The sequence below is a fragment of the Paenibacillus xylanilyticus genome (assembly GCF_047246825.1).
Classification (GTDB): Bacteria; Bacillota; Bacilli; order Paenibacillales; family Paenibacillaceae; genus Paenibacillus; species Paenibacillus xylanilyticus_B.
The window spans coordinates 300,801-316,274 of the sequence record NZ_JBFOLB010000001.1 but is presented as its reverse complement, the minus strand read 5'-3'; the positions used below and the strand labels follow the sequence as shown (position 1 = coordinate 316,274).

Annotated in this window: 10 protein-coding genes; 1 reads left to right on the top strand and 9 read right to left on the bottom strand. The window is 46.7% G+C overall.

Annotated elements, in window-relative coordinates; translation table 11 throughout:
- Positions 1-4 precede the first annotated feature (4 nt).
- From AB3N00_RS01370 to AB3N00_RS01355, 4 genes are all read right to left on the bottom strand, one after another.
- Positions 5-1,531, bottom strand: a complete 1,527-nt coding sequence (locus AB3N00_RS01370; RefSeq protein ID WP_413032946.1) for a helix-turn-helix domain-containing protein — start codon at positions 1,529-1,531, stop codon at positions 5-7.
- 538 nt (positions 1,532-2,069) lie between these two features.
- Complete coding sequence (locus AB3N00_RS01365) at positions 2,070-2,243, bottom strand: hypothetical protein (RefSeq protein ID WP_413032945.1); 174 nt, start codon at positions 2,241-2,243, stop codon at positions 2,070-2,072.
- Positions 2,244-2,300: 57 nt separating this feature from the next.
- On the bottom strand, positions 2,301-3,284 hold the full coding sequence (locus tag AB3N00_RS01360; RefSeq protein ID WP_413032944.1) for an SGNH/GDSL hydrolase family protein: 984 nt from the start codon (positions 3,282-3,284) through the stop codon (positions 2,301-2,303).
- A gap of 81 nt (positions 3,285-3,365) precedes the next feature.
- Positions 3,366-5,609 carry a glycosyl hydrolase family 95 catalytic domain-containing protein gene (locus AB3N00_RS01355; RefSeq protein WP_413032943.1) on the bottom strand — a complete coding sequence of 748 codons (2,244 nt, stop codon included), beginning with the start codon at positions 5,607-5,609 and terminating at the stop codon, positions 3,366-3,368.
- A gap of 304 nt (positions 5,610-5,913) precedes the next feature.
- Between AB3N00_RS01355 and AB3N00_RS01350 the strand changes: the two genes are divergently transcribed.
- Entirely contained in the window at positions 5,914-7,056 is a 1,143-nt protein-coding gene (locus AB3N00_RS01350) for a glycosyl hydrolase family 8 (RefSeq protein WP_413032942.1), read from the top strand.
- Positions 7,057-7,209: 153 nt separating this feature from the next.
- Here the strand turns inward: AB3N00_RS01350 and AB3N00_RS01345 are convergent, their stop codons facing one another.
- The 5 genes from AB3N00_RS01345 to AB3N00_RS01325 form a co-directional block, all read right to left on the bottom strand.
- Positions 7,210-8,847: an ABC transporter substrate-binding protein gene (locus tag AB3N00_RS01345; protein WP_413032941.1), complete on the bottom strand. Its 1,638-nt coding sequence runs from the start codon at positions 8,845-8,847 to the stop codon at positions 7,210-7,212.
- Positions 8,848-8,881: 34 nt separating this feature from the next.
- Complete coding sequence (locus AB3N00_RS01340; RefSeq protein WP_413032940.1) at positions 8,882-9,808, bottom strand: carbohydrate ABC transporter permease; 927 nt, start codon at positions 9,806-9,808, stop codon at positions 8,882-8,884.
- Between the two features lie 26 nt (positions 9,809-9,834).
- Positions 9,835-10,689: an ABC transporter permease gene (locus AB3N00_RS01335; protein WP_413035161.1), complete on the bottom strand. Its 855-nt coding sequence runs from the start codon at positions 10,687-10,689 to the stop codon at positions 9,835-9,837.
- Between the two features lie 334 nt (positions 10,690-11,023).
- Positions 11,024-13,345: a helix-turn-helix domain-containing protein gene (locus tag AB3N00_RS01330; RefSeq protein ID WP_413032939.1), complete on the bottom strand. Its 2,322-nt coding sequence runs from the start codon at positions 13,343-13,345 to the stop codon at positions 11,024-11,026.
- Between the two features lie 272 nt (positions 13,346-13,617).
- Positions 13,618-15,312 carry an RICIN domain-containing protein gene (locus AB3N00_RS01325; protein WP_413032938.1) on the bottom strand — a complete coding sequence of 565 codons (1,695 nt, stop codon included), beginning with the start codon at positions 15,310-15,312 and terminating at the stop codon, positions 13,618-13,620.
- Positions 15,313-15,474: the final 162 nt, after the last annotated feature.

Below are 15,474 nucleotides of genomic sequence, written 5' to 3'. Positions count from 1 at the left end.
AGGCCTATTGCTGCTTTCTATATGCAGAAGGAGCCATGCCAGTCATTCGCTTGAATTGGCTTACAAAGTAGTCGGCATTCGGATAACCGGAATTCACCGCAACGTCGGCAATACTTATACAGCTTTGGCGTAATAGCCGCTTCGCCTCTTCAATTCGTTTATCATTTAAATACTCCCGAAAAGCTTTGCCGGTCTGCTGTTTAAATGCTTGCCCCAAATAGTTGGCATTCATATGAAATTTTTGTGCAAGCTCCTGAAGCTGCAGCTTCTCCCTGAACTCCTGATTGACATACTGCACCACACAGAAAATCGTGTTACATTCCTTTTCTTTTCGCTGATCCTGTAACGTCTTCAAAGCGTGGAGACTTAATACAAGTGCATACTCCAAAAACACAGGATATGAGTCTATTTCAGTAATACCGCCTGACATATTTTGAACGTGAAGCATAAAGTGGTCCACATCCCCATCCAGCTCCTTCAGTTTCTTGAGGACACCCATTTCAAGAGCAAGCAATTGAACCCTGACGTATTCGATTTCCGACACTGGCTGCCCTGAGTCAGGTTTGGCAAGCAGCGCTTGTACCTTTGCTTCCAACCGCTCCTCTTCCCCGGACATTATGATTTCCATCAGGTTTGTCAACGCTTTTTGATTCACACTCGACAAGGCATTATTTTGTGGCAAATCCTGATGATGAACAATTCCACACCCTTGATGATAGCGCTTCCATTTGATCGCAGATTGTGCTTTTTCATACGCTGTCCGCATAGCACCTACTCCGCCTGATTCATTTCCGAATGCTACAATGATTGACGCATGTGCAGAGTGCATCTCAAACAAACTTCTCCCCAACATCTCAAGCAGCGTCAGAGAATCTTCAATTTCAGCGGCGAACACGCCAATTCTTCCTTCGGCATCCGTAAAGGGTTCTGACCAATGAGCCTCAGCAACACCATGCAACCGTGCATGTACGTCCTCTTTGCACATATCTGTTTCAATCAATAGACATGCCATGTTCTCATGACCTTCCATTTGCAGCATTTCTTCTACTTCCGCTTTTAGTTCGCAGCTTTCTTCACCCTGAAGCAGGCGTTTGAACAAACAATTCACATATAAGGCACGCTCGCGTTGATACAATTTCTCTGAATCATGCTCTTTCTGGATTTTACGGCTCATCTGCTCCAATACGGTTTCAATCTCGGCTTCATCTATGGGCTTGAGCAAGTAATCTTCCACCCGCTGTTCCAGTGCTGTTTTCGCATACTCGAAGCTATCGTATCCACTTAATATGACAAATCGCGGTGGTTTGGCCAGCTCGTGTCTGGAACGGTCAATCAGATCAAGGCCACTCACGGAAGGCATGTGAATATCTGTAAACACCAGATCTGGATGAAGAAGCTCAATCATGGTCCAGGCGGCATTTCCGTTCTCGGCCTCTCCGCAGATTCGAAAACCGTGTTTTTCCCAATTGACCATGGTTCTCAATCCTTCCAGCACCCATGGCTCGTCATCCACCAATAAAACATCCATCATTTCATGTTTCCCCCTTCCCATTAAATGAAGTTTGTTTTGTGTTCGACAGCGAATGTGATCACGTTTCATTTCAAACCAATAGTATCATATGATGCATATCTTTTACCTGGTAAATGAGCAGCATTACCTTCTTTCGAACCATAGGGCATCCTAGACCCGGACTCTGATGCAAATTTCCTGGAAAAGCGTACCTTTTTAATTATCTAGAGCTTTCAGCTCTTTTACAACAGACAATATTTGATTTAGTATCCAAAGCTTTACTCATTTACAGCGTTTTGATAAAACTGAGTTCTTAACAGTCTATGAGGGCTATGTATTTTTTTGGTATTAGAACAAAAGACAAGAACGCTCCCTGCCGCACAGCCACAGTAGGAATGCTCCTGTCTATTTGTTCTGTACTTTCTGGATGAACTCCAAAAAGCACAGCACTTGAGCAAATTTTCAAGAAAGCATGATTCGAGTCTAATTCACGCTCGCTACGAGCCTCCCCTTTCCTTCATTTGCATCCAGTGACTTCTGTTAAGCTTCATACCGCGTTTTAATTGACATAGCCAAAGCCCAGAATCGTAAACTGTTTGTCCTCATGGCCTTCAGCCATTTCAATCTCGATGGTGTGCTCCCTTGCATCCTTTTCATCAAACAGAAGCATGGCATGACAATGGGTCCACTTAATTTGACTCGGGTCGGCTTTTCTTACCAGCTTACCATCCACGCTTATATTGGCGATCCCGAACTCGTCGCTTCCAGAGTCCTTGAAGACGAGAATGAGTCATTTACTCCGCAGGATCATTTTAAAGCTGCCATTTCCATCATCACGATCTCCTGTGTGCATCCAGTTATTAGGGAAATGAGGAGTGCCGACGGCGTGATCATCCATTTCTGCCATTTGCAGATCCGTGTCTATTCTCCCAAATCCGCCCGCATCGATTCGGGCGATAGCGTCGCCATTCAGTCGATCCAGCAGCTTCACATCTACAAAATGATTTCCGATTAGCGGTGGTTTATCCATCGCCAAATTTTCTTTGTCCAGGTCAGAATGATTCGTTACCTCGAATAACCAGCCCAGACAATCGGCCATGATGAAATGCCCGGCATTGCTCGGATGATAGATGTCGTGAAAGAATTGCTCTCTGGAAATGATGCCTCCTTCCGCTGGGGTATATTTAAACTGCTCCACAACCGCATCTTTCACGCTAACCATCGGGAGATTATAATGCCAACCTACAGGTGCCAAGCGATCCTGCAGATTCCAGTCGTTCTCAAATACGCTGAACAGCAGAATGACAGCAGGATCATTGTCAGCACCAAGAGCTTGGAGCACAAGGCTTTCATAACATATCCCCTGGGTTTCATCATCGGCATCGTTCACTGCGAACTCCACAATCACGATGTCTGGCTGAACCGTTCCTTCTCTAAGTACATCCCGGTGATAACGGATGATACCGAGCTCGGAAGGCGTGCCGCCCAAACCAGCTTTAATAAAACGTAATGGCACGTTGCTTGTTGGAGCGAACATTTTCCTGAAAAGGTCAAAGGATCGGTAAGCGTAACAATTCATATGAATCGGTTCAGCGCCAGCACCTTGGGTAATCGAGCCACCGATGTATGCAATCGTTACAGGCTCCCCTCGTTTTGTTTTCTCGATTGCCCTTTTCAGTCTGGCGTTATGCCCCTTATTCAACAGCGATTTTGAAATCAGATCACGATAAGCTTGTGATTCGAAGTCCAAAAGCGGCTCACTTGTACCTTGCATGAAAACCATCCTTTCCCCACTAATAAGAGTAACTCGTTTACGGATAATTGACCTTGTAACAACACGTTGAACGGAATCTGTTTAAGTAAAAGTATAGGATCGTCCAGCTTCTGCATGGAAGGAAATCGGCTCAAGGCCAGGGCCTTCCAACTGACAAAGTCCAGCAATTGTACTTTTTACGGTGACTTCAGTAACTCTTCCCATCATCCAGGAGAAGTCCAGTGTATATCCGCCTCGGGCCCTGAGTCCCTGAACACTCCCTTCATCCCAGTTGTCGGGTAAGGCAGGCAGAAGCCGGATCACTTCTGTGTGACTCTGCATTAGCATTTCGGCAATTCCGGATGACCCACCGAAGTTGCCGTCAATCTGAAACGGCGGATGATTGTCAAAAAGATTGGGCAACGTGGAGTGCTCCAAGAGAGCCCTGACATTTTCATAAGCCTTCTGCCCATCCTGAAGCCTTGCCCAGAAATGAATGATCCAGGCCCGGCTCCAGCCGGTGTGTCCACCACCATTTTTCAGTCTGAGCTCCAGAGTGGTACGTGCAGCTTTCGCCAACTCCGGCGTGTGTTCTGGAGTGAAACTTTCTCCAGGGTACAGCCCAAATAGATGCGAGATGTGGCGGTGTCCCGGCTCCACTTCTTCATAGTCCTCCATCCATTCCTGAATTTGTCCATTTTTACCGATTTGCGGTTTCGGAATTCGTTCCAGTACTGCAGCAAGTTCTTTTCTAAATGAAAGATCTCTTCCGATCAACTCGGCACTGCGGATGCAGGCAGTGAACAGAGCTTCTATAATCTGAAAATCCATTGAAGCACCTGCGCAGAGCACCCCAATCTCGCCATTAGGCAGCTTGTAACTGTTCTCTGGAGAAACGGATGGACAGGTAATCAGGCGCCCTTCTGCATCCTCGATCAAATAGTCAAGGAGAAACTGTGCAGATTCCTTCATGGTTTCGTAGGCCTTCTCCAAAAAAATGCGATTCTGACTATAGCGATAATGCTCCCATAAATGCAGGCATAACCAAGCAGCGCCCAGCGGCCAGAAGGAAGCTGGTAGGTAGGTATCCTGAGGGGCCGTGTCTGCCCAAATATCGGTATTATGATGTGCAGTGAAACCCCGGCAGTCATACATCGTCCGAGCCGTAATTCGGCCGGGCTCACGCATTCTCTCAATCAGATCGAACAATGGCTCATGACACTCTGCTAGATTGCAGTTTTCAGCGAGCCAATAATTCATTTGTGTGTTGATGTTGATGGTAAATTTGCTGTCCCATGGCGGCATAAAACTGTCATTCCATATCCCTTGAAGATTTGCAGGCAAAGAGCCTGGCCGGCTTGAGGAAATCAGCAGATAACGACCAAACTGAAAATAGGTTTCGATCAATCCGGGATCTTCTTCTCCCTGTTGAAACTGTTTTAATCTCTCGTCGGTCGGAAGATCATGGTAGTCAATCCTTTGGGTCAAGTTCAATGCAACTCTGTTATACAGTTCACCATAATCCGATGTATGCCGTGCAAGCAGCGTATCATAAGCAGTCCGGCTGAGCTCTTCCACGCGACGTTTAGTGTACAATTCCGGATCTTTATTGCGGAAAGTCGTTTCCGCAGCCAGCATCAGCGTGACCGAGCTCGCGTCCTCCACCAGCAAGTACTCGCCAAGGAGCCGGCAGGCACCATCAGTTGGCACCGCTTTCAAAACAGTCGCAAAGGAACTTCCGTCTTTACCACCGCATTCACCAAGCATGATGAGCCCGCTCTGCTCCCACTTCTTTGTTTTCTCCAAATACCTCCACTTCTGTCGATTAAATCGGGCTTTTATAGACAGTGCATTCTTCTTGTCTGCTGAAATTCGGATGATGATGGCTTGATCCGGATGGCTGGCAAACAGCTCACGTGTATAACAGATACCATTGACTTGATAGCTAACTCTGGAGATGCCCCGGTTCAAATCAAGCTCTCGAACATAATCCTCGATGGGACCATCATGATTAACGAATGATAACTGCAGGTCCCCAAGAGGCAGATAATGTCGTTGGGCTTCCGGAAGCCCGGCCATCGTCATGGATGCAATCTCTTCAGCCTCCTGGAGTTTCCCTTCCATTATTAACTTGCGGATATGCGGCAGATTGGGCAGTGCATCTTCATTATTACGATCGCGTGGTCCACCATACCACATCGAGTCCTCATTCAACTGCAGGCGCTCTTCAGCTGCGCCACCGAATATCATTGCACCGAGACGACCATTCCCGATTGGCAAAGCCTCGTTCCACACCTCCGCCGGTTTGCTGTACCACATTCGATGGTTCCGATTCGATTCCTTCATTGTGAACCTCCAATACGAATATTAGGTGAAATTTGTATGAGTTTAATCTAATTTTATCAGCCAAATAAGGAATAAAAATGACGTATTTCAGCAGATCAGTACTCTTTCATGATATGTGAATCGATAGCGATGATTTATTATGAAATTTCACTTCGGTTAAACACTATTGAATTATTGCCCATATTTTTCTTCGGGCCAATAGTTCAGGCCAATAAACTAAGATTTTTAAGGAAAATGCTTTAATTTGATCCATAACTCGCATGCTATACTAAAGTGAGTACGATCGATCAAGGAGGAAATTAACTTGGCTCATATTACTGAAGGCGCTTACAATACTTCCGAGTACAGAAATCTGTTCTTGGAGCACGGCTACTCTGACGAAGATATTAGAGCAAAAATCGAAGACACATGGACCGAATTGTTCTACGGTGACCCTAATACGCGAATTTATTACCCCATGGCTGAGGACAAAGGATACCTTCTCGATACCGGCAATAACGACGTTCGCTCGGAAGGCATGTCTTATGGCATGATGATGGCTGTGCAAATGGACAAAAAAGAAGAATTCGATCGACTCTGGAATTACTCGAAAACATTCATGCAGCATGCCGATGGCCGATACAAGGACTATTTTGCATGGCATTGCAAACCTGACGGCACGCGGATATCGCAAGGCCCTGCTCCGGACGGGGAAGAATTTTTTGCTATGGCCCTATTCTTTGCCTCCAACCGATGGGGAGAGGGAGCCGCGCCATATGATTATGCGCAGCAAGCGAGAAAAATCCTACACGCCTGCGTGCATCAAGGTGAACATGGCGAGGGCGATCCCATGTGGGACCCGGAAACCAAATTAATCAAATTTGTGCCAGAATCACCGTTTAGTGACCCCTCCTATCATCTGCCCCATTTTTATGAACTGTTTGCGAAGTACGCAGATGAATGCGATCAAGCCTTTTGGAGAGAGGCTGCGACAGCGAGCCGGGCGTACCTGCACAAAGCATGTCACCCGGTGACCGGACTCTCGCCCGAGTATGCCAATTTTGATGGCACACCCGCACCGCCTCAGCGTCATGGAGATTTCAGACATTTTTACAGTGACGCTTACCGGGTTGCGGCCAACGTAGCCCTTGACTGGGAATGGTTCGGCAAGGATCGTTGGCAAGTGGAGCAGTCCAATCGGATACAGGCGTTTTTCAGTGAGATTCAAGTATCCGATTATCGTCGTTACACCATCGAAGGTGAACCTTTCGATGAGCCGTCGCTGCATCCCATTGGACTTCTCGCCACCAATGCCATGGCTTCTCTGGCCGCAGACGGTCCGCATGTAAGCCAGTTCGTGCACCAGTTTTGGAACACTCCGCTGCGCCAGGGCGAGCGGCGGTACTATGACAACTGTCTGTATTTCTTCAGTCTGTTGGCTTTGAGCGGCTGCTATCGCATATATTAAAGCAGATCATTGTAAGCGCACACAAAGTAAGGGTATCCATCTTCTAAAAAACGGACCTGATTCGCAGGACTGCGAACCGGGTCCGTTTTTTTAGGAAGATGGACGGTCTGTGCTCGCACAGCTGATTCTAAAACTCAATCAGGTATGTTCTTCTTACTTGGAAATGGTTGAAGAATCATACGCGGACTGCATAATTTCAAGATAACGATTCATATTCAGGCCCTCCAGCCCTTTCACATAATCGTCCCAATCTTTTTCCAGACTCTTCGCTCCAGTGATGAATTGCAGGGCGTTCTGGTCAATATAATCCTTGAGATTCGTCTGCATCATGCTTGTTTCATCTGCATTTGCCGGATCCACCCATAGTGCCCAATGCGGAAATATCTCATCGGGTTCTTTGCCTTCCATCAGCAGTGTCGCCTCATAAAGTCGGCGCTCATATCCGTCACCCGCATAGATGTCCTTGCCTTGTACTTCGGCATCCCGGTAAGCTCTGTGGTGATTGTACTGACTGAGCGCACCCCAGCTGTCATTACGCGGCTCCTCTCCTGTCGGGAGTGGAATTGCTTTGTAGAGTGGCTGCACCTGATCATTAAGGGCCACTTCTCCTTCTTGCGGCTTGCGCCAGCTCGTGCCCTCCTCACCCAGATATGCGCTCATGGCTCCTTCCTCTGTGTAGAGATAATCCAGCATTTTTATGGCTGCTATCTGCGTTTCTTCGCTTGCCTTGTTTGTGAGTACAAACGATGCTCCAGGATCTATTGGATAGTTATAGGTTGCATAATTGGCATGCGGCCCTTTCAACGGAGGAATCGGATTGTAATCCTTCCCATACGGAGAATCCTCGGCCGTATTTACAAAAAGAGACGGGTGCATGGCTGCACCTGCGCCAAGAAGCTGCGCATCAGCGTTATCTCCGATTTTTTTAAATGCCCCAACATTTTGCGTGAACGCACCGGGGTCAATTAAGCCTTCATCGTACAGCGACTTGATATAGGCAAGTCCTTCCTTCCACTCCGGTTTGCTCGCAACCGTCTCAACCCGGCCTTCCTTCGCAATGAGATAGGTTCTGTCATCGTCGTAGATAAACCCATTCATCAAATAGGGAATGATATGCACGCCGAAATTTTCAATGGAACCGCTAAGTGGAACTTCATCGGCTTTGCCGTTGCCGTTCGGGTCCTTGGTTTTGAATGCTTTCAGCACTTCCTTAAATTCCTCTGTCGTTGTGGGCTCGGATAAGCCGAGCTGCTTCAGCCACTTGGTATTCATCCACAACTTGTTCGGATAGGAACAGTGGAAACATTCATTCAAGCCCGTCAGACCGTAAATATTGCCGTCGGGCGCAGTATTCATCGCTTTATAGTACTCACTGCTGTCCAGTACCTTTTTGATATTCGGCGCATATTGGTCAATCAGATCATTGAGCGGTACAATGACACCTTGCTGGCCAAATTTTAACAGGTCTGTTTGAGAAAAACGGTCCACCCATGGAATGAGCAAATACAGGTCAGGGTAGTCACCCGAAGCCAGTGAAATCTGTCTTTTTTCAGCTGCACCGTCAAAAGGAACGGTCGTCCAGTTGATCTTAATGTTGAACTTCTCTTCCATTTTTTTCGTAAACTTGTTCGTTTGAAGGTTGGTATCCGAGCTTTGGTGAGCGAATACGTTAATGGAGGCGTTGTCTCCGGATGAAGCCCCCTCTCCCTTTTCCCCGCTGGATGAACATCCCGCCAGTGCCACAGACAGAAGCAGTATACAAGCAAGTACGAATGTTCCTGTTTTTCTCAAATAGACCCTCTCCCTTATGAATGATTGTCGTGAACTAGCCCTTGACGGAGCCAATCAACATGCCCTGAACGAAATATCGCTGAACAAACGGATAGATGACGAGTACGGGCAAGCTGGCCATAACAATGAGCGAAAACTTCATCAACTCGGCCATCTGCTGCTGTTTCACCATCTCTCCCACATCCATATTTCCCGTGCTGTTACTCAGAATCAGAATGCTGCGGAGAATCAACTGAAGCGGGTAGAGTGATTGCGTTTTTAAATAGATTAGCGCATCAAAATATGCGTTCCACTGTCCAACGGCATACATCAAAGACAAAACAGCCACGATCGGTTTGGCGAGAGGCAGAATGACGCTGAAAATGAAACGAATATCACTGCATCCGTCAATATCGGCTGCCTCGGACAGTTCTTCCGGGATTGAATTCTGAAAAAAGGTGCGTGCGATGATGACTTGCCATACCCAAATGGCATTTGGAATCAGAAGAGCCCAGCGAGTATCGATCAGTCCCATGGATTTGACCACCAGATAAGTTGGAATTAATCCGCCGGAGAAAAGCATGGTGAACGTAATGAACATCATGAGAGGACTGCGCCCGACAAAGGTCTTTTTGGAAAGTGGATAAGCAATCATAATGGTCAGCGCTACACTAATTAGTGTTCCGATTGCGGTATAAAATAACGAATTGGCATATCCCATAATAACCTGATCGTTGCGCAGTACAGACTTATAGCCGTCCAGTGTCATATCCACGGGCCACAGCCAAACTTTTCCGGAAGTAACTGCTGCCGGGCTGCTCAGGGAAGAGCTTACGATATAGATCAGTGGATAGAGTACCGCAATCAAGACTACAGTCAGAATGACGTAGATGATGGCTATAAACACCCGGTCCCCAAAAGATTCTCTGATTGTGCTCCTCCGACTAACCGCCGAACTGGCTTGGGATTGCAATTTGCTCATCTTTTATCCCCCTTCCTTTTGCCGCATTACCACAAGCTTGTATTGGACAGACGCTTGGCGGCAGCATTGACTGTTAACAACAGAATCAGGTTAATAAGCGAATTGAAGAGGCCAACAGCGGTAGCAAAGCTGTAATTGGCATTCAGCAAACCCATCTTGTACACATATGTGGAGATAATTTCGGAAGCGGATAGGTTCAACGGATTTTGCAACAAATAAATTTTCTCGAATCCGACCGCCATGATATTGCCAACGCTCAGGATCAGGATAATGACTGCCGCCGGCAGCAGGCCGGGCAGATCGATGTTCAACATTTTCTGAAACCGGTTAGCTCCGTCAACCTTGGCTGCCTCATACAATGAAGGATCAATACCCGCTAGTGCTGCCAAATAAATGACCGCCGAATATCCCATGCTCTGCCAGACATCAGAAAACACATAGATGGAACGGAACAGCCCAGGCTCTCCAAGAAAATTGACTGCTTCAAAACCAAGCGACCCTGCAATCGTGTTTACAATGCCCAGCCGCGGGGATAGGAACAGCATGATAATGGATACCATGACAACTGTTGAAATAAAGTAAGGTGCATAAGTAACCATCTGCACTGTTTTCTTGAATCGGGCGTTCTTGACTTCATTCAACGCCAGTGCCAGCAATATCGGGACCGGAAAACCCACGACCAAACTGTAAAACGAAATATACAGCGTGTTTTTGATGAGGGTAGCGAACGCGGGGTTTTGAAAAAGCAGCTCAAAATATTTGGTGCCTACCCACGGACTCCCCCAAATCCCCTTGATCACGTTGTAATCTTTGAAAGCGAGCACTGCATTAACCATGGGCACATACTTGAAAATAAGGAAGTATGCAACTGGAGGAATCATCAACAGGTACAGCTGCCAGTGCCTCCTCCAGCTTCTGGACAAGGCCAGTTTCACTGCAGAGCGCCTGCCTTGTTTCACTACCGTTTTGCCATTCGAAATTGTCGTTCTCAGAGTCATCCCCCCAGTAGGTAGCCTATATGAATAAGGCCCTCATTTTTTGATAGCGCTTTCTTGTTCGTAATCATAAGAGGGCCCACCTGGTCGCGTAAAGGTACACTTTGCTCGATGAGGTACGATTCAAGGACAAAAAGGTCGGGAAGCCTGATATTGCTTTACTTTTCAATTTGATTTTTTTGTGGTTTCCGCTTAGTTTGGTGATAATGATTGTGCAGCTTTATTTCATTTGATCCTCCATCTGGCGAAATGAACTAGGCAAAACCCCTCTGACTCGCTTGAAGGCTCTTCGGAACGAATGCGCGCTGTTATATCCGGTTGTCAGGGCAATTTCATCAATCGTCTGCTGACTCTCACGCAGCAGTTCAGCAGCTTTGTTAATTCGTACCACTTCCAGATAGTCGGAAAGGTTCTCCCCGGTGTACTGCTTGAATAATTGCGAGATATATTTTTCCGGTTTCCCCATTTGTTCCGCAATCCGATACACCGTCAAGGTCGCATCGGCATAACGTTTCTGAATGTAAGCCATCGTTTCGTTAACAATTTCCGCATGCATGTTGGATTTTTTGCGTTGTACGTCCCGGCAGACGTCTTTCGCCAGTTGATGAAACTTGTCCCGGAGTACGCCAACACTGTCCGTTACCTGAATGGCCGCAATCCGATTCTTAAACTCCTCGACATGTGCTTCGTCCAGCATGATCTTGGGTTCCAACTTCAGGAATGTTCCCTTTAGTTCCACAACGAACTGCTGTGTCATGTCATAAGACAGCTCTCGCTCTGTAAAATTTCGGCTGAACAACTGATCCAGAACACGATCGGATTCTTCCATTTCTCCCGCCTTCAGCGTATTTAGCAGACGCTGTTCGGACTCAATCGGATAGTAGTACAATTCGGTTTCCTTTACGGTGTCCTCGAATCTCACCAGATGCTCTGTCCCCATATGAATGGCATATTCCAACGCTTGTCTGGCTTCGTTAAACGAACGGCCAACATCATTCCATACCTCATAAGAAGAACCAATTCCGATTGTGGTCGATACCCGGTAATCCTGGTATACACCATTCATCCGTTTGCTCAGTTCGGATACCGTTGTGTGTAAGGCTGTATTTGAAGGTTCTTTGCTCAGCGGATGCACAAAAGCTATCTGATCTGTTCCCCAGTCTGTTATCAACACGTCGGCATGCCATGTCGTCATGGTTTCGCGCACGATAAGTCTCGCTAAGCTTAGTTCTTGAATAATTTCTTCGCTATCCGGACTGCCATAACCGTCTACCTTCAGGATTCCCACAAAGCCCCGGCTGGTATGGAGGGATATGCCGGTCTGGGAAGAAATCGCCTCCAACTCGCGGATGGTGTAAAACTCACCCGTCAGCAGACGCTTGATAAACCCGTCCCGCAGCATGGGAATCTGCTCATTTATTGCATTCTTGAGTAAATGGTTATTGGTAATAAGGCTCGTGATGTTGCTTGCCAAAAAATCATATTCGTTGCTTGCCTTTCCAGGCAGCCCAATATCCTGTTCCCGGAACACGGACAGAAGCCGATGAATCGGCGCGCTGTGTCGGTAAGCCAGCAGAAGCCCAATCAATAATCCGAAACCAAGTGTTGCTAGCGTAAAGGTTAAGGTAACGTGCTTGATCTGATCTGCCTTTACCATCAGCGCACGTTCGGGGATGCCAGCCATGTAATTCCATCCATTTTGTTTGGAGTGAATGGAAATTAGCAGCCGTCCGTCACCCGTAGGCCGCACTCCATCGTCCTTGCCGGCAGGCATATCTTTCAAGTTTTCCGCCTCGGTTTCATTTATACCGCGAGAGAAAATGATATCCCCACTGGAATCTGTCACCAGTGTCCAACCCCCATATTGCTCCACAATATGCTGAGTCAAACTCGCCATCTGATTCTCATCAATCATGACGCCAATGGTAGCCTGTGGTTTGTTGAAGCTGTTTAAAGGAAGTGACTGAAGAAATGTGATAGCAGGTGCGTCCACAAGCACATTGGTGCGAATCTCATGCTTATAGTTTCGAAGGGGAATAATTTCGTTTAAATGCGGCTTTTTCAATATGCTTTCTTTCCACTCTTCGAACGTCATGCTTTCCAGTGGATTGGCAGCATAATAATGTTCAGGTCGGTAATAGACCGTCGTGGGTGTAATGATGACGTTATAGTTCGGAATATAAATGAAGAAATGAGACAAATAATCGTTGGTGCTGCTGTACATGGACAGACTGCGCTGCATGCGGCTCAAACCGTAGACATTATTAGCGTCGTGCGGCTTAGGATCGGCTATTAAACGGTATAAATCCTGGTTAATTGCCAGCTGTCTCGTAAAATCCTCCACCAGCATAAGATTTCGTTCGATAATTTCCTTGCTCAGGTTGAGCGATTTGAGGCTGTTCTCAATCGAGCTTGTCCTCGCTGCTTCAATGGATGCTCTATAGGAGGCATATCCGGCGATTTGAGGAATCATGAGAATAATGAGATAAGAAATCATAAATCTGCGAAACAACGGCGAGAATTTGGACCATAGGTGCTTCATATGTACCTCCTCCTTTGGTAAGCGTTTACAAAAGTGTTCTGTTAATGATACACCCTTCATTTGCGCTAGGTGAAGGTACAACTTCTTCTTTTTGGTACAAATCCTTAAAAATCCAATTAAAAGATCCAGTATTATTAAATAGAAGAAAACCCGCTAACTCTAAAGCGCAAGCTAGTTTTCAATGTTTTGCTGATTTTCACTCCTCTCCTGAGTACAAGTAAGGACCTCCAAAGCCAAATCATGGCTTGAAGGTCCTTACTTATACATGCTTTTTAATTGACTGCAACAAACTTCCATTGCTGATTGGTCGCATTGGTAAAGGTATTTTGCTGCAATTTTGCACCATCTGTCGTCGCAGAACCTGTTACCTCAATGGCTTTATTGCTGTTAACGTTTATAATACTCCAATACCCATTGCCCAGATCATTGATTTTGAAGTGCTGCGCTGTGGTATTCAAATTGCTCATAAGCTGAACCGCTTCTCCATTGTTACTGGTTCCATTCCGAATGTCGATGACCTTATCGGGCGAATTCACACTCGTCAAACTATAGATCCCACCCGCAATCTGGTTCAGGACCCACTTTTGAGGATTGCCTCCCAGATCGGACCATTGCTGAAGCTGCAGATTGTTCTCATTCACCCCGCCCGGCACATCAATTACTTTCCCCGAATGTCTGGCTACAATCTTATAGGTCGCACCCGGGATCAGACCGGTTGACGGATTGCCGCCGTTCGGGTAGGTTTGTGCACGTTCATAAAACCATTCGAAGAGGAACCTTCCCATCGCGCTCCGTGAAGCATCGCCATCCCATTTTAGGCCTGCTGTAGGGTCGGCAAAGGAGCTACGTTGTCCAGCATCCAAAATAAATCCGTTCATGTGTGCTGCAATGCTGACATTTCCAGCTGCGTTGAAAATGGTCTTCGTATTGTTTCCAAATCCTTCATTGCTGCCGTTGAACAGATTCCAGTATTCCGAATCTCCCGCTTTCTTTTTGAACCATGTTACTTCGGTGATGTTGATTGGATATTTATCGGCCGCAGCCTTCACATTCGTATTCCACTGATCCTGCAGAATCGACATATTGTCATGGGCACCATATCCCGGATACCAATGAACCGCATAACCATAGTTGTTCAGCGGATCTGTTAGAGGATGGCTCGCCGTCAAACTGTAGAACTGATTGTATCCGAGGCCTGCTGCCCAGATCACATTGTCAGCACCTTTGCTGCGAATTGTGGATATGATGGAGTTCTGGAAATTACGCAGGTCGTTCCAGTGGTCCACGAAGTCATTCTCCCCGTTGTAGCCGCCCCAATGCCCGTTCGCATATGATTTTACAGGCTCGTTAATCAGCTCGAAATGTACGTTGTCTGCACTTTTGATCTCCGGTCGGGAAGCAAGATAACCCCAGATCTCGTTAAACTTTTGGAGATTGGCTGAGGTGGTAGCCTGGTCATCCTTCAATGTAAAGTCGAGACCGAGCGTAACATAGACGCCTTTTGTTTTTGCATATTGTATATAAGGGATAATGACATTCTGCGTTACCGTTTGTACACCAGCAAAATTGTAAGTGCCTGCTGCTACGTCACCCATATCCTCACGGTCAATGAACAGACGAATCTGATTCATATTCCAGCCGTGGCTGCTTCCGTACTTTGGACTCGTACTTGTGAATGTATCCGTAATGTCTTTTAGATAAGCCAATGTGGCAGCATGGCGGTTATTGCCATGAAGATTCAGATAATAGTTACTGTTCTGGTAAGTCCAATAAGCACCTGAGGGCTGATGCCAACCACTCAGTACGACGGGCTGATTATTACTGTTAACCAGATTCTTTCCATTTACGTGAAGCTTGCCCATTGGCATGCCGACCCAAGCTTCCGCGCGTCCCGACCCGAGTGGAGTAATGGACAACAGCAAAGCAAGAACGAGCATACATTTAAATGCTATCAGCAATCTTTTCAAATATTATCCCTCCTTTATTTTAAATTGTGAAGCTTTGAAACAGACGGCACCACCTCCTCACCTATATGTGTTCAACTAAACATTTACACTATAACGGAGAGGACAGAAGAAACCTGGAGAAGCGAAGAGGTCGCCTTTATCCCCGGATTTTTCCCTTTGGAG

What these genes read in the sequence shown, in the direction of transcription:
- AB3N00_RS01330 (WP_413032939.1), bottom strand. Translation starts at nt 13,345, where the DNA reads ATGAAGCACCTATGGTCCAAATTCTCGCCGTTGTTTCGCAGATTTATG.
- AB3N00_RS01335 (WP_413035161.1), bottom strand. Translation starts at nt 10,689, where the DNA reads ATGATTCCTCCAGTTGCATACTTCCTTATTTTCAAGTATGTGCCCATG.
- AB3N00_RS01360 (WP_413032944.1), bottom strand. Translation starts at nt 3,284, where the DNA reads ATGCAAGGTACAAGTGAGCCGCTTTTGGACTTCGAATCACAAGCTTAT.
- AB3N00_RS01340 (WP_413032940.1), bottom strand. Translation starts at nt 9,808, where the DNA reads ATGAGCAAATTGCAATCCCAAGCCAGTTCGGCGGTTAGTCGGAGGAGC.
- AB3N00_RS01370 (WP_413032946.1), bottom strand. Translation starts at nt 1,531, where the DNA reads ATGATGGATGTTTTATTGGTGGATGACGAGCCATGGGTGCTGGAAGGA.
- AB3N00_RS01355 (WP_413032943.1), bottom strand. Translation starts at nt 5,609, where the DNA reads ATGAAGGAATCGAATCGGAACCATCGAATGTGGTACAGCAAACCGGCG.